Annotated in this window: 15 protein-coding genes; 8 read left to right on the forward strand and 7 right to left on the reverse strand. The window is 52.4% G+C overall.

Annotated features, from left to right (window positions below):
• Window positions 1–132 precede the first annotated feature (132 nt).
• The 4 genes from MVB78_RS07625 to MVB78_RS07640 all read right to left on the reverse strand — a co-directional run bounded on the left by MVB78_RS07625 (window position 133) and on the right by MVB78_RS07640 (window position 5,265).
• Window positions 133–627 carry a hypothetical protein gene (locus MVB78_RS07625; protein ID WP_297489969.1) on the reverse strand — a complete coding sequence of 165 codons (495 nt, stop codon included), beginning with the start codon at window positions 625–627 and terminating at the stop codon, window positions 133–135.
• Between the two features lie 77 nt (window positions 628–704).
• A complete protein-coding gene (locus MVB78_RS07630; protein ID WP_297489971.1) occupies window positions 705–1,349 on the reverse strand; it encodes a hypothetical protein in 645 nt (214 codons plus the stop codon).
• Window positions 1,350–1,850: 501 nt separating this feature from the next.
• Window positions 1,851–2,288, reverse strand: coding sequence for a hypothetical protein (locus MVB78_RS07635; protein ID WP_297489973.1), 438 nt, complete (start codon window positions 2,286–2,288; stop codon window positions 1,851–1,853).
• 4 nt (window positions 2,289–2,292) lie between these two features.
• Window positions 2,293–5,265 carry a hypothetical protein gene (locus MVB78_RS07640; protein ID WP_297489975.1) on the reverse strand — a complete coding sequence of 991 codons (2,973 nt, stop codon included), beginning with the start codon at window positions 5,263–5,265 and terminating at the stop codon, window positions 2,293–2,295.
• A gap of 327 nt (window positions 5,266–5,592) precedes the next feature.
• Between MVB78_RS07640 and MVB78_RS07645 the strand changes: the two genes are divergently transcribed.
• Genes MVB78_RS07645 through MVB78_RS07660 form a run of 4 tightly spaced genes read left to right on the forward strand, consistent with a single transcriptional unit; the run spans window position 5,593 to window position 8,811 of the window.
• Window positions 5,593–6,954, forward strand: coding sequence for a TldD/PmbA family protein (locus MVB78_RS07645; protein WP_297489977.1), 1,362 nt, complete (start codon window positions 5,593–5,595; stop codon window positions 6,952–6,954).
• Between the two features lie 55 nt (window positions 6,955–7,009).
• The gene (locus MVB78_RS07650; RefSeq protein WP_297489979.1) at window positions 7,010–7,366 is read left to right on the forward strand and encodes a ferritin family protein; all 357 of its coding nucleotides are present in this window, start codon (window positions 7,010–7,012) and stop codon (window positions 7,364–7,366) included.
• Window positions 7,306–7,497, forward strand: a complete 192-nt coding sequence (locus tag MVB78_RS07655; protein WP_297489981.1) for a hypothetical protein — start codon at window positions 7,306–7,308, stop codon at window positions 7,495–7,497. The genes MVB78_RS07650 and MVB78_RS07655 overlap by 61 nt, the downstream gene beginning before the upstream one ends.
• Before the next feature lie 27 nt (window positions 7,498–7,524).
• Window positions 7,525–8,811 (forward strand): TldD/PmbA family protein, encoded by a 1,287-nt coding sequence (locus MVB78_RS07660; RefSeq protein WP_297489983.1) that lies wholly within the window; start codon window positions 7,525–7,527, stop codon window positions 8,809–8,811.
• On the opposite strand, the gene MVB78_RS07665 is transcribed toward MVB78_RS07660, so the two are convergent.
• From MVB78_RS07665 to MVB78_RS07675, 3 genes are read right to left on the reverse strand one after another with little or no spacing between them, the layout of a single operon-like run.
• A complete protein-coding gene (locus MVB78_RS07665; RefSeq protein ID WP_297489985.1) occupies window positions 8,812–9,261 on the reverse strand; it encodes a universal stress protein in 450 nt (149 codons plus the stop codon).
• Window positions 9,262–9,270: 9 nt separating this feature from the next.
• The gene (locus tag MVB78_RS07670; RefSeq protein WP_297489996.1) at window positions 9,271–10,557 is read right to left on the reverse strand and encodes an ArsB/NhaD family transporter; all 1,287 of its coding nucleotides are present in this window, start codon (window positions 10,555–10,557) and stop codon (window positions 9,271–9,273) included.
• 10 nt (window positions 10,558–10,567) lie between these two features.
• Window positions 10,568–11,119: a universal stress protein gene (locus tag MVB78_RS07675; RefSeq protein WP_297489987.1), complete on the reverse strand. Its 552-nt coding sequence runs from the start codon at window positions 11,117–11,119 to the stop codon at window positions 10,568–10,570.
• Window positions 11,120–11,271: 152 nt separating this feature from the next.
• On the opposite strand from MVB78_RS07675, the gene MVB78_RS07680 reads away from it, so the two are divergent.
• The 4 genes from MVB78_RS07680 to MVB78_RS07695 form a co-directional block, all read left to right on the forward strand.
• Window positions 11,272–13,215: a S16 family serine protease gene (locus MVB78_RS07680; RefSeq protein WP_297489989.1), complete on the forward strand. Its 1,944-nt coding sequence runs from the start codon at window positions 11,272–11,274 to the stop codon at window positions 13,213–13,215.
• A gap of 128 nt (window positions 13,216–13,343) precedes the next feature.
• Window positions 13,344–13,970, forward strand: a complete 627-nt coding sequence (locus MVB78_RS07685; RefSeq protein ID WP_297489991.1) for a hypothetical protein — start codon at window positions 13,344–13,346, stop codon at window positions 13,968–13,970.
• 729 nt (window positions 13,971–14,699) lie between these two features.
• The gene (locus tag MVB78_RS07690) at window positions 14,700–14,825 is read left to right on the forward strand and encodes a hypothetical protein (RefSeq protein ID WP_297489994.1); all 126 of its coding nucleotides are present in this window, start codon (window positions 14,700–14,702) and stop codon (window positions 14,823–14,825) included.
• The coding region (locus MVB78_RS07695) for a UPF0175 family protein (RefSeq protein WP_297489998.1) at window positions 14,794–14,959 on the forward strand (166 nt) is incomplete at its 3' end. The genes MVB78_RS07690 and MVB78_RS07695, both read left to right, overlap by 32 nt.

Consider the following 14,959-nt stretch of genomic DNA (forward strand, 5'->3'; position numbering starts at 1 on the left):
AAGTAAGAATACCCAATCATCTTGTACCCATAATTGAAGTCGGGATGATTAAGATAATAGTCCGTGAATTCTTTGCCTGTACCAATAGTTATAGATAAACTTCTTTGCATGCTGGTTGGTCTCAAAGTTGCATCACCCACCTGTTTCCTTTGGGCTGGGCAATTGAATCAAGTTCACAGTGCAATAGCTAACAAAGAGGGAGTAAGATAAGGGGATTAGGGGGTATTCGTAGAGTAGTACCCATGCGAGGATTAGTAGGGCGGAATAGTATGCCAGGATAACGTTTCTGTTGATTTTTCTTTGCAATGCATACGTGAGCAACTCGCCTACTCCAGAGAAGATTGCGGCTTTAATGAGGAAGTCAAACAAGCCTGAAGCATGCACTAACAACATGAAAATAACTAACGAGAGAAGTGGATAATCCAAGAGTTTGCCAAGCCTATACCATTTTGGAGTTCTGTCTACAGGCGCTGCAAGAACAATCCCCACTGTCCACAAAAAGACACCAACGAAAGTGTAACCACACCACTCATAATCAAATTCCCTTACACAATACAGCGCGTATATCATGATCACAACATTAACAAAAATTGAAAGAGAGAAAATCCTCTTTCCCTGTCCCATCATTCACCCTCCTATCACGTTGTTATTATCCACCTCTGAAGGTGTTGGTGCTCTTATCCAATTGAAAACGTCCCTGGCAGTCAAAACCGTCTGCCCCCTGGATTACTTCCCCAGTCATTGGTTCGTAGTTTTGCTAAACCAACTTCAGCCAGGTATAATAAAAAGGAAATACTAATCTCGAAAAAGATCCCCATACTGTATACTACTGGATCAAAACCTATGTCCCAACCCAACAATAGAAACAATAAGAAGTAAGAGAACAAACATTGAAGGCTCAACCTACTTCTTGAGAGGTAATAAATTGATATCACCCCGATTAGGCCAGCAAATATTAAACTTTTACCGGGCAATCCCAGACAGGCAAGAGCAGATAAGGCAAGAGTAACTTCCTTTGGCTGAGCAGTCTCTTCCTCAATCCTCGCTGAGAATACCGAGATGACAAGTATCAAACCAGTGAGAAGACCTGAAAAAGGATACTTTATGGCATAAGCAAGGGGCATGAAACCCCAAAGTGGGAAGATGTAGTAAATCCATAAAAGGTCTTTTTTCATGTTTTTGGCCATGAGATAACCGGCAAAGAAGAAAGGCAGGGTTAAAAGGGAGTAAATTACACCAGCAGCTGCCCCATCCTCACCACTCGATCCTATTATCCACGGGAACGTGCCCACTACAAGGAGAGAGGGGAAAAGGATCGAGACAATTACAGTGCTCCTCCTCGGCTCCATTTTTCACCCTCCAGCTATTACATTGTTATCGCCTTTATTCTCCCATGGAGTAGTAATTTCTCAGGAATGTTCCCCAACCAAATCCCAAGTGAGGGTAAAAGCTGGTTTTACAACGTATTCTATTGTTGCCGCTCCAGTAATAAATGTTGCCACAAATGGTAGTGAAATTGGATTTGAGCCTGCAACCCCTGCAACTATTGTACCCCCAACAAAATCTGCCCCCTAAATCGGCTACCGTATCCTTCCAATCCCTATCATTCTTTATAATTGTAATGACATCGGATATAGGGGAACTCAAGCCTTTAAAGCGAGCCGTTATAGGATAAGAGGGACTCTCCAATAGCCTATGGGTATAACCCCAGTGGTCAAAGTAATAGTTCGCCAGCTCGCCGTTTACCATAATCGTCACGGTCAGCTCCTCCTGCATGTTGGTTGAACTCAAAGTTGCATTATCCCCCTTATTCCAAACTTTCACTCACTCCAGCATTGGGTCGACCACCACTATGCGTCCCGTATCCTTTTTAATTCGCGTCTAACGACTTCCATAAGCAGCACGGCAATAGTCACGAGCACGATGTTAACGAGGAACAATGAGCGAACCCTGAACGTGCTCAAGGCCAGCAATGGGAGCAGTGCCTCGAAAACAACGTATACTCCCCCCGCCAGCCTCGGAACCCAGCTAAACCTAGCAAAAATCCTGTAGAGAATGTAAGCTATCACTATTCCGAATAGTATCAAATCCGGGTCTTCCGGGGGGAGCATAGAAGCAATCGCACACAAGGAGGCCTCAAGGCTTAATATCGGAAGAGTAGACAACAACACTCTCTGCCTCCAAGAATTCCCAACTAGTAGCTTCGCTACGATTGCAATGCCAATAAAAAAGATGATAAAGGACCAGAGGATTCCAAGAACTAATGCTCCCCACGATCCACCATCCATACTCTCAACCCCCAATAATATTATTGTTATCAAGTGTATCTTGGTTTTCGAGTAATGTATGGTAGTATGCCATCCACGCCAGTTCCCTACTCCCCTTAGACACTGCTGTTTCAGCTATTCCGACTGCCCCAGATTTAGCATCATCACAGATATCACCAATGGTCTTGATAATGTTGTATGCATTCTTGGCTTTGTCCTCGAGGGTTTGAACTTCTGCTGGGTCGCTTAACTGTATTACATCCGAAACTCTAAGTTGATCGCCAATCTTGGCAACTACCAAGTAAGAATACCCAATCATCTTGTACCCATAATTGAAGTCGGGATGATTAAGATAATAGTCCGTGAATTCTTTGCCTGTACCAATAGTTATAGATAAACTTCTTTGCATGCTGGTTGGACTTAAAGTTACAGTTTTCTCACTCACAATGACACTGTCCGGACCGCTGGGCCACACCCTCTTACCCCCGAAATCGATCTCCTTCAGGTTTAGTGCAACTGTACCAGCATTTCCAAGTTCAAAGTGCACAGTGCACTGGGTTGGCCTGCCCAGAGGAACAACCGCCGGTTTACAGCTCATCACCGCCCTCACCGGGTTGTCGTCTATCACCGTCAGCCTGGATGCCGCCACCTTATGCCCGTCCACCACCAGGTAGAACGTCACATTGTGATTAACAACCGGAAGGAGCGTGCTGAGGGTGGCGTTGAAGCCGTAGTGAAGGTTCAGCACCCCGTCGTAATACATGTAGCCCTCGCCTGTCTTTACATCCCTGGGATGTTCAAAAACCCTTCCCTTATAGGGCCACCAGACAACGCCGCGCCCGTCAACTATCTCTACATTGTGATTTTCCCACCTGAGGGTAGACCTTGATCTTGTGTCCCAAAGCTTGATTTTTACAGCTACCTTCTCCGTTTTTCCAATGTACGCGGTGCTGGGGGAGAGCTCCAGTTTTCCCAGAACATTGAGTTTATCCCTGGCGCTGTAGGGTAGAACCAAGAGGTCGCCTTCCCTGGAATCAATGTCCCCATCGTTAGAGGAGAGCTCCACCCTGTAGGTGTAGTCGCCTTCCAGGCCGGCCCAGTAGAGGGTGAAAGTTCTGACTGAGCGGGGGCCCACAGTTCCATTACGCAGATCTGCCAGCTCGCGGCCGTACTTACCCGTTGTGACCAGCCTTAGGCTTACGTTCTTAGCGGAGTCGTATGAGTTGACAACGGTCACGTTGAACTCCACCGTGTCTCCCTCAAAGGGCGGGAGGGGGCCAATTTTAACGTTGTCTATCCTCAGCTCCCCTCCGTCTCCTCCAGTCGTGGGGGTTATGATCGTTACTTCACCGTTGTATCCTTTCTCGAACCCCTCAAAACTCAGGATTCCAGTGAATTCATAGGTTCCGGAGCGGGTGTAGTCAACCGTACCGAGATCAACGGTAACCTCTGAATTCGGCATGACGGTGACCTCAGTCCTGTTGATGACCCGCCCGATGAGGTAGTTCTCCTCCGGAAGGGTAGAGTAAAAGGTCAGCGTGCCCTTAACTGGAACGGGATTGAAGTTTGAAACCCTTGCCGTGTACTCAACCTCTTCCGTTCCAACCTTAACGGCCTGAACCCTGAACCTCACCTTCCCCGGGTCGACCTCGGATATCAGACTGAGGGTTCCGTGGTACGTCTCCATAACGAGCGCGGGGGCCCCTTGCGGGGGATAGCCGCCGTTACTGTAGCCCTGGATGGAACCGCCCGGCCCTCCGTTGGGGATCTCGCCCTTTGGGCTCGTCATCGGAAGATAGCGAATCTTCACTACCCCCGAAACAGAGGCCCGCAGGTCTCCAAGGGGAACTATGAAAACGGGGCTCTGAATGCTTCCAGCTCCGGGATAGGCGATTTGGCCGGGATTGGAGGATTTGCTCACAGCCCCATCATTGAAGCTGGCCCAGTCTATCATAACGGGTCCCCCTGAGACGGAGTAATCAACCCTGACACGGTACTTAAACACACCCCTGATGAAGTCCGAACCCGTTCGTATGACCTTGACGTCTGTTATCACCAACTTCGGCTCATTAGAGGGGGCATACGGTGACGTCAGGGGTGAACCAAGTTCGAGGAGAGTTGGCATTGGGGAAGGGCTCGGCCTTGGAGCCGGAATAAACACCGTTGAAATGAGCTTGACATCAAGGAGGGGCAAAAGCTCTTTCCTGTACTGCCTCACCATATCCCAGAGGTTTTCATTGGAGTTCCCATTCTTTAGGGCAACCGCAACAGTGTAGAGCTCAGAGACAAGGCGATAGGCCTTCAGGGCATTGGGCCAGTAGTATGTCCTGATGGTCTCCCCCGAGCTTGAGAAACTTGTGGTCTGGAACTCAACGCCGCCGTTGGCGTAGTAATCGGTACCAGCGTCCACTATCGCGAATTTTATGTCATCCAGAAGGGAGTTCACCGTCGATAACAGGCTGTCAGTGCTCCTCGTTGATGCCGCGTAGTCGAGCTCATTCACCTCAGAGGAGCTGACGTAGGGGTTGGAGACCGTGCTCCCGTTCGGCGGGTTTGATAGGGCGTTACGCCAATAATATTTCTCAAGGGCCCAGCTCTCGTACTCGGAGTACTTCCTCCCGACCTCAATGAACGAGTCGGAAAGGGCCTCAAGGTAGGCACCGAGATCAAAATCACCAACTATCTCATTCGAGTGGTCTCTAATGTAAGAAATCAGGGCGTTGATCTGATCATCACTCCATCCCTGCTCTTTGAGAGCTTGAACTGTTTTGGGAGGTAAGCCGTTGCGGGAGATATTTGAAGCCATCTCCCTAAGCTCATCTGCGGTATAGTGGAGCTTAACGCCTGAGTCCTTGGCGTTAAGAAGGGCCTTCCAGAGGAGGGCCGAGATATTTCCGGCGTTTTCTTCCCCGATATGCGTCCATCTTATTAAGCTGTCAACGTTATCCTGATCCGGGCTTGAGTTTACCTCAACGACGAGGGTTGAAACGTTGCCCAAGATTCCCCAAAACGCTTCGAAAGCTCTGTTACCCCCCGTACCATTCATGTTCTCCGCTCCGGCGAAGGGGCCGCCTTGACCCGCCACATTTGGTACGATTGCCAATAATATAATTCCAATCAATAAGGCTCCGACTTTGTCCATACAATCACCAGTAGAAAAACACTAACGATCATTTAAAAACTTTTCGCTGAAGTTATTCTAATAATCGTTGACCATTGGATAAAGGAAAGCTCGCGAAAGTATGGAACAACGGTACCCCGTCTTACCACCCAGAGGCTGAGTCGGTCTTATAAGGAGGGAGCCTTAGAAGGCTACGGTGGGGGTATGGAGAGGATAGGCAAGACAGCGGAGAGGCTGGCTGAGAAGTACGGCGTTGCCTACTACGAAGTAAGGGTTGTAAGGGTTAGATCAACATCCATATCAATCCAGAACGACCACCTGGAGGAGCTCTCAGAGAATGAGGAAATGGGGCTCGGCGTCAGGGCCTTCAAAGGTGCCTGGGGCTTCTCCTCAGCCAACGACATGAAAAGGACTGAGGAGGTCATCGAGACCGCGATGAAGGCGGCCAAACTCTCGAAGGGCAGTGCCTCCGTGTACGTGGGGGATCCAGTAAGGGACGAGGTCGCGGTGAGACAGGAAGTTCCGCTCGAAACGCTGGGCATCGATGAAAAGCTTGTGCTCGTGAGGGATGCGGTTAAAGCCCTTCAGGGTGAGGCGATAAAGAACAGGTCGGTAACCTACGGCGATTCTGTAAAGGAACAGCTCTACATCAACTCAACTGGAAGTGAGATCAGAACTGTCGTGCCGAGGGTCAGGCTCTACATAGCATCCACGGCCTTCTCCTCCGGGGACATGCAGAGGTACTGGAAGGCCTTCGGGGGGACTGGAGGCTTTGAGCTCGTCTCGAACCTCGACTTCAACGAATGGGGCTCCCTGGTGTCCCTGAAGGCTAATGAACTCCTGAAGGCGTCATCTCCGCCAGCGGGCAGCTTCGACGTGGTCATGGACCCCGAGCTAACGGGTGTTTTCATCCATGAGGCCTTAGGGCACGCCGTGGAGGCCGACAGCGTGAAGAACGGTGAGAGCATACTCGCGGGCAGGATAGGGGAGAGCCTTGGGCCGGAGGAGCTGACGGTAGTGGACGACCCAACGATACCGGGGAAGTTTGGATCCTACGTCTACGACGATGAAGGCATCAGGGGGCGGAGGGTTGAGGTAATTAGGAACGGCGTTCTAATGGAGTACCTAACGGACAGGGAGACCGCGGCCCACTTTGGGGCTAGGGCGAACGGCCACGGTAGGGCCCAGGACTACGCCCATCAGCCCCTCGTGAGGATGAGCAACACCTACGTTGAGGCCGGAACGTGGGAGACCCAAGAGATCATCGAAGAGGTCAGGAGAGGGCTTTACATGATAGGGGACAAAGGCGGGGAAGTCGACACCGCTACGGGAACCTTCACCTTCGGGGCGAAGGAGGGCTACCTCATAGAGAACGGGGAAGTAAAAGGGCACCTCAGGGACGTCGGCCTCTCTGGATCCATACTTGGTGTGCTCCGGGGGATAAAGGCCATCGGAAGGGAGGTGAAGGTGAGCTTCCCGGGCTACTGCGGGAAGGGCCAGTGGGTTCCGGTGGACGACGGCGGGCCCCACATCCTCACGAGGGCCAGAGTTGGTGGGCTGGGCTGATCGCCGGGCCTTCAGGGGGCGAACGTATATATGCCCCCGTCTCCAATAGATAATGGTGGTGACGTTGGTGATAGATGTGGACATCATCCAAGACGTTGAAACGTTTCTCAGAAATCTGAACGGTCGCGAACTGCTGAGCTATGCGATCTGCAACGAGGAGTGCGGTGCCGAGACGTACGAGTGGCTGGCGGAGCGCGTCGGGGGTAGTGTGGCCGAGGAGTTCAAAAGGCTCGCGGCGGAGAAGAGGAAGCACGCGCTCAGGATGAGGGAGCTCTTCGAAAGGGCCTATCCGGGAATGAAGCCCACAAAGTTCAACGCCCCACCCTGGATGCCCTGCCCGTCTGCAGGGAGATGCTCAAGGTGGAGGACATCGAGAAGGCCATCGCCCTGGCCCTCCTCTCCGAGGCGATAGGGAGGGACGTCTACAGGAAGCTCCAGAGGATGGCCGGTAAAGAGGAGGCGGAGCTCTTTGGAGAGCTCGCTGAGGTGAAGGAAAACGCCTACAACCGGCTTCTCAGGCTCTACAACGAGCTCATGGAATAGAATTAGGGCAGACAAGCTGGTGGGTCCATGATAGGGGAACTGGCGGGATTACTAAGGAACAGGGGCTTTGAGTGGGAAATCTACTGGGAGAAGGGAAGGAGCGACTCCTTCAGCATAGAGCGGGAGTCCGTTGAAAGGGGCCAGAGGAGCTTCTTCTCGGGAATAGGACTCAGGATCGGAATCAACGGGAGAACTGGTTTTTCCTACGTAACCGGCCTCAATCACGGGAGAGAAGAGCTTGAAAACCTTGTGAAGAGGGCCGTTAAGCTTGCCAAGGTCGGGGAGATACCCTTCAAGGGCTTTCCGGAGGTGAGGAAGCCTGCCCGAGTGAAGGGCCTCTACGACCGCCGGATAGAGGAGATGCCGTTCGAGGAGGCTTACTCACTCGCCAACGGACTATCGGAGCGCATGAGAGAACTCAAGGGAAGAAACCAAACCTTATCCGGCGGGCTGAACCTTTCGGTCGTCCACAGGGGAGTGGTGAACTCAAACGGGATTGAGCTATCAAGCTGGGAAACGCTGCTGGCCGTTTCATCGTACGCAGTCGAGATGAACGGCGGAAGCGGCAGCGGCTACGAATGGAACTCCTACAGAGACCTCGGGGCCTTGAGGGAGGCCGATGCCATAGTAAAGCGCTCGGTTGAGCTGGCCGGGGATAGTCACCGCGGGAAAGAGACCGAACCCTATGAGGGGGAGCTGCTGCTCTGCCCGGAGGCCTTCGGCTCGGTGCTCTCGATACTCCTTGAGAACCTCAGGGGCGATGCCGTCTACCACGGCAACAGCAGGTTCTTCGGCCCAGGTGAAACCGTTGGGAGTGAACTGGTCACCATACTCGACGATGCCACTATTCCGGGCGCTCCTGGGAGCTACCCTTTCGACGGGGAGGGCGTTCCCGGTCAGAGGACGGGGCTGGTAACCGAGGGGAAGCTGAAGTCCCTCCTGCTCGACCACACCTACGCCTCGCTCCTCGGTATGGAGAGCACGGGGAACGGACTGAGAACCTTCAGGGATACCCCAGTGATAGGGACGAGCAACATCGAGGTTCTCCCGGAGAAGGATGATATCGAAGGCTTCGAGGGGGTTGCCGTCTGCAGGCTGTTCGGAGAACACACGGCAAACCCAGTCTCAGGCGACTTCTCCCTCACCGTGGAGCTCGCGTACGGGAGGGGAGTCGGAGGGGACCCCATGAAGGGGGGAATGTTCGTTGGAAACGTCTTCGAACTTTTAAAGGGGATTAAGGGGATTGGAAAGAGAACTGTCAGGAAGGGCTCTTTCAAGGCCCCTCCCGTGCTTGTGGAGGGAAGGCTTCTCTGATCACCTGACGACCATTACCGGTGGGTTTATGAGGCCTATGACCTCCTCCAGGAGCGAGCCTATCCGCGTCTTCCCGCTTTTTCCGTAGGCCCCCATAACGACGAGGTTGTAGGAGCCGGAGTTGGCCTCCCGGAGTATGCTCTCCTTAGCGTCTCCCTCGACGATCTTGATGGAGCAGTTTATTCCCTCGTCCCTTGCCAGTTCGAGGAGGGCCGTGAGTATCTCCTTCACGCCCTTCTTCATCTCCTTCCATGCCGTCTCCTCAAACTGCTCCATCTCCTTAACGCTTCCTCTGCGCATGCTGAGCTGAAAGGCTATCACCCTGGCCTCCCGCCTGTCCAGAGCGGAGAAGAGGACGACCTTGGCCTTCCTACCCCGTGCAACCGAAAAGGCGTAGAGGGCTGCCTTTTGACTCCACTTCGAGCCGTCTATAAGGGCGAGTACCTTCATGCCATCACCTCACAATCCTATGTACCTGAGCCATATGATAAGGGTCCCAACGGCAACTGTGGAGACCATTATGACCATCCCCACCTTGAGGAAGTCCCCGAAGCTTATCCTTATTGACTCCCTGTGCGCTATGCCAAGCACGACCACGTTGGCACTCGCGCCTATGGCCGTGCCGTTTCCACCGAGGCACGCCCCAAGGGAGAGCGACCACCACAGGGGAAGCATGTTCAGATTGCCGCCCATAGCTTTTATGAGGGGTATCATGGTGGCTGTGAAGGGGATGTTGTCAACGACCGCGCTTGAGAAGGCCGAGAACCACGTTATGATAAGCACCGCGCCCCCCTCGCCCGATATGTGGCCCACCATCCAGCCGGCAAGCTGGGCTATGGCACCTGTCTCAACAAGGGAGCCCACGACTATGAAGAGGCCGCCGAAGAAGAAGAGGGTCGCCCACTCAACCTTTTCAAGGGCGGTCTCGGGGCTGGCGCCACTCCAGAGAAGGAGGAGGGAGGCCCCGCTGAGAGCTATAACCGAGGGCTCAAGGCCGAGCCTGTCGTGGACGAAGAAGCCTAGTATAACAAGACCCAAGGTTATCACCGACTTTCTGAACAGCACAGGATCGGAGATTGCCTCCTCCTCATTGAGGGACATTATGGCAAGCTTTATCGCCTCCTCCCTCTCCCCGTGGGACTTCATTTCCCCTTTGTAAACGAGGTATATTATCGCCACGGTAACGAAGAGATCGACAAAAGCTATCGGCCCCATGTTCAGGAGGAAGGCGTTGAAGCCGAGGTGCGCGGCCGAGCCTATCATTATGTTCGGGGGATCACCTATCAGAGTCGCCGTCCCGCCTATGTTCGATGCGAAGATCTCCGAGAGGAGGAAGGGAACCGGATCAACGTCCATCTGCCTCGTTATATAGAGGAGCATTGGGGTGAGCAGGAGGACGGTGGTAACGTTGTCGAGAAACGAGCTCACCAGCGCCGTCACGACTGAGAACAGGAGGAGAACCTTCATGGGGTTACCCTTGGAGAGCTTGGCCGTTTTTATCGCTATGTACTCGAAGAGGCCGCTCTCGCGTGATACGTTGACCACAACCATCATCCCCGCCAGCAGGAGTATCGTGTTGAGATCGAGGTACTCTGGAACCTTCTCCCACGGTACTATGTTGATCAAAAGAACCAGGGACGCCCCCACCATAGCCGCCACTGTTCTGTGGAGCTTTTCAGTCATTATCGCAGCGTAAACGGCGGTGAATATCGATAGGGCCACGATCTCCTGCGCTGTTACTGGCATGCTCACCACCTCAGTATATTATGATGGGCTTCTCAATGTGTTGGACTATGCGGTAGACCATGGGGCTCACGGGATAGGTCTTCGAGGTCTCGGAGCCGTAGTGCTTTGAGATGATGAAGAGATCGCAATCATCCTTAAACTTGAGGGGTTCCTCAGCCTTAACGCCAAAAACAAACCTCCTCTCGACCTCAAACTTCATCTCCTTGAGCCTGGACTCCACCTCATCGAGGATATTGTTGCCGAAGTTGATCTCAAGAGTTCTAAGCTTTTCAGCTTCCTCATCCCCGAGGGTGCTGGCCACGAGCCTCACAAGGGACTCCTCCACAACGTAGAGGAGGCATACCCTTGCACTGGGGTAGGCTTTCAATGTCTCGTACACGTCATCGTTTGGCTTCTCCGAATACCTATCGAGGAGCATGAACACCCTGAAAATCCGGGGTATGACGAGCTCCTCCTCGCTCAGGAAGAACTCCCTGTATCTCTCAACTATCTCCCTATAACGGTTTTCGGCGATGTTCTGGAATTTTCTGTTTATCAGCTCGCTGAAGAGCCCCACCTGCATCCCCAGCTCTGGGAAACGCCAAGCCTTTTAAAAGGTATCGTTTTGAAGGGAAACCACATATTTTCACTCCTGAAACCAGGGCCTTTGGGGTTCTAAGTTTAGAGGGGAAAAATATTTAATGCCTTCCAAACAGGGGCTTAAGGGGATGGGCTATGAGGAAGGTTTTAGCGCTGTTCATTGCATTAGCCGTTATCTCAATGGCGTTTCCGCTCTCTGCAGCCCAGTGCCCCTGCGAGGGGCACACCGTTGTTCTCAAAGCCCCTGCGGTATCAAAAACTCCCGACGGAAGGCTGGTTGGCGTGGCCACCCAGTTCGTCGTGACTGTGGCACCCGGGAGCGGGCACGTCTACATAGAGACCTGGCCCCTTTCACAGGTGGACATGCAGGCCAGCGCGAGGCTCGCGGCCCAGATGGCTGGCAAGGTAACTGGAAAGGACATGAGCAAGTACGACGTCTTCATTCAGGTGAGGGCCGACGCCCCGATCATTGGTGGGCCCTCGGCGGGCGGCACGATGACCGTTGGCATAATCGCCGCCCTCGAAGGCTGGAAGGTCAATCCAAAAGTTATGATGACCGGTATGATAAACCCGGACGGCACAATAGGCCCTGTCGGCGGGATACTTGAGAAGGCGGGGGCCGCGGCCTCCGTGGGGGCGAAGCTCTTCCTGATCCCTCAAGGCCAGAGGATTCAGGTTGTCCAGGAGACGAGCAAGAGGACGATAGGGGGAATAGTCCAGATAACGACGAGGAGCAAAAAGGTTGACGTGGTTGAATACGCGAAGGAGAGGTGGGGCCTCCAGGTGAAGGAGGTCAGCGATATCTACGAGGCCGTCTACTACTTCACCGGGCACAGGCTCCCGAAGCCGCAGGTTCCACCGGTTGTGAAGATTGACACGTCCTTCCTCAAGAACGACGCCCAGAGCGACTACCAGAACACGACCGCCTACTACCAGGAGGTTCTCAAAGAGCTGAAGAAGAGCAACCTCGACTACGAGACCTATTCGGCACTCATGGAGGCTCTCCAGAAGGCCAAAGGGATTTTGGACAGTGCAAAGAAAGCCATAGACAATGGGATGTACTACACGGCCCTGAGCAAGGACTTCCAGGCGAGGATAGTAATAAGGCACGTCCAGTGGTACGCAAGCTCGTCCTCACCGCAGGACGTTGCCGGCTTCATAAGAAAAACCCAGGACTACATCAACGAAACTGAAAAGATCGTCGGGGGAACCCAGATACGCGGCCTGACCATGCTCCAAGCAGTCGCCGCGGCGGAGGAAAGGGTTGAGGATGCTAAGTCCTCTATACAGGACGCCTGGAAGTACTTCTACGGGCAGGACTACTGGGATGCAATAGACCAAGCGGCCTACGCGTACGAGAGGGCAAAGACCGCGAGGTTCTGGGTGCAGCTCGGCGAGAGGTACGCCGGGAAAAAGGTGATAGAGAGGGAGATGCTCAAGGAGACGGCGAGGAACTACATAGACGGCTCGGAGCTGATAGCCACCTACATAGAATCTATGTACGGGAACGTCCTCGGCAACGACCTGACGGACTCGATAAACAAGGCCGAGACGTACTACGACGATGGGAAGTACTCGGCGGCAATCTTCACCGCCATGGAGGCCAGGGTCAGGGGGGAGGTCTTCCTCGACACCCTCGCGATAGACAACGTAACGGTACTCAGGGAGAAGCTCAGCGAGATGAAAAAAGCCGCTAAAACCGCCATAGGAATCTCCGAGGAACAGGGGGTAAAGCCTCTTCTCGCCATAGCTTACTACGAGTTCGCCGAGAGCTACGAGGAAGGCAACACCACCGACGACATCGTAAACGCAATGTTCTTCTACCAGTACGCCCGCGAAAGCGCGGGTGTATTCCTTCTGAAGCCCACTGAGGAGGGGCCGGCCTTCACGAGCACCGCCCCAACGATAATAACGAACGGCACCGGTTCCTCAACCCCTTCATCAACGCTTAGCTCATCTAACTCATCGACCTCTGAGACCGGGAAGGGAACCTCGACCACGGGCATAACCTCAGTCTGCGGTCCGGCCTTCGTTGTGGGGCTCGCCCTCATACCCCTCCTCATCAGGAGGCGCCGTTAGGCATTTTTCCTTTTTGAGGTTCTTCGGCCAAACAGCTCAGGAAACCGCGTTCTTCCAGCCTTCCCCAATCACAAGAGCATAACGGAAAGGGTTAAGAGCGGGCCTTGAAAACCCCTGAAGGTGGGATCATGCCCTACCTGGTGATCGAGCACCTTGAGGAGATAAGCGACTGGCTCTGGCTTGAGTACAGACACGCGGCTGAGTGGTGGAAGGATAAGCTCATCTTCACGAACGTTCGCGAGGACGAGAGAGAAAAGCTCGCGAAGCTCGGGAGCGTCATAACTGAAAGTGTAACGCGCTTCCCCTTCGACCGCTCCAAGCTCATAGTTCTCGACCTTCAGGCGGAGGAAGAGCTCAAGCCCAAAGATATTGACGAGGACACGATGATAGTCGTCGGCGGAATTTTGGGTGATGCAGTTCCAAGGGGCAGAACGAGGGAGTTCATAACATCAAGGATGGAAGGCGTTAAAGTGAGGCACATCGGAAAGCCACAGTATTCGATAGACGGCGCATCAATAGTGGCGAAGCTCATAGCCGAGGGTAGAAGGCTTGAGGAGGTTGACTACGAGGAGAATCCCACTATAAGGCTCGACGAGTTCAGTGAGATAACGCTCCACTACGCTGTGCCCAAGCTGGACGGGAAGCTCTTACTCACGCCCAGTCTAATAGACCTCCAGAAGAGGGAGCTCGGCTACACTGATGAAGAAGAGATAAGCGACGAGAAGCTTGAGGCCTTCTTCGAGGGAGGGCTTTAAAAAGGTAAATAATAAAACCACAATTGTTTCTTGATTTTACATTTTTTATGGATAAGGAGTATAACTATCAGAAGTATAACCGCAAGAAGCACAATTAATCCCGGACCACAGACAGCTTGAGCACTAATCCCTTTATGTTCTGTCTCCTTTGGTGGAACATAGAATCTAATAGAGGACCCATCTTTAAACACTATCGACCAGTATCCTGGAAGGTTCCGTGTTGGGCAAGCAATCATATAACCTTCAGCGTATAAATTTCCGGAGGGATCATATAGTTTAATACATATGAGGAACTATCCGCCCCAGTATAAAGGCCAAACTTGTAACATCCTATGTGATAGCTTTTTCAAGTGCCGGAACTAATCCTCCTTCATCGATTACAGAATAAGGGACCCATTTATAACCATCCTCATAAACCCCAACCATGCTTATTTGGTTAGCTATTGAACCGGCGCTTCTAAGAGGCAAAACAAAAACCTCTAATAGAAACCAATAATAGTATTGACCACCTTTTCATATTACTCCCTCCAAGTTTTTATGCATTTAATATGCTTCCATTATATATCCATTCCTAAGATTTATTGCAGAAATTTTTTAGATTCATTATATGTCCATTCCTAGTAGGGGCTGTCTCCGATAAATAAACCCCTTTAATGAAATCTCAGAAAGCATTTTTAGACCTTGCGCAATGCTTATAGTCATTCTGGACAAAGCTTTGACGGTGAGAAAATGGAAGAGCTCTGGATTATCAAGGAGTTTGAAAGGATTGCCGAATTAATGCCCGAGCGCGCGATTAGGTTAATAAAAAAAAGACCCAGAGATTATGAAGGAAATAGTAATCTCCGCATACCTTGATGGACTCATAAACCTTGGAAAAGCCGCCGAGGTTCTTGGTGTAACAAGGGAGGAGCTTATCAAGGAGTTTAAGAAGAGAGGAATCCCCGTACGAGTTCCCGATAGGGCCGATGTTCTATCAGATTTGAGAAGAT

The organism is Thermococcus sp. (assembly GCF_026991495.1).
Taxonomy (GTDB): domain Archaea; phylum Methanobacteriota_B; class Thermococci; order Thermococcales; family Thermococcaceae; genus Thermococcus.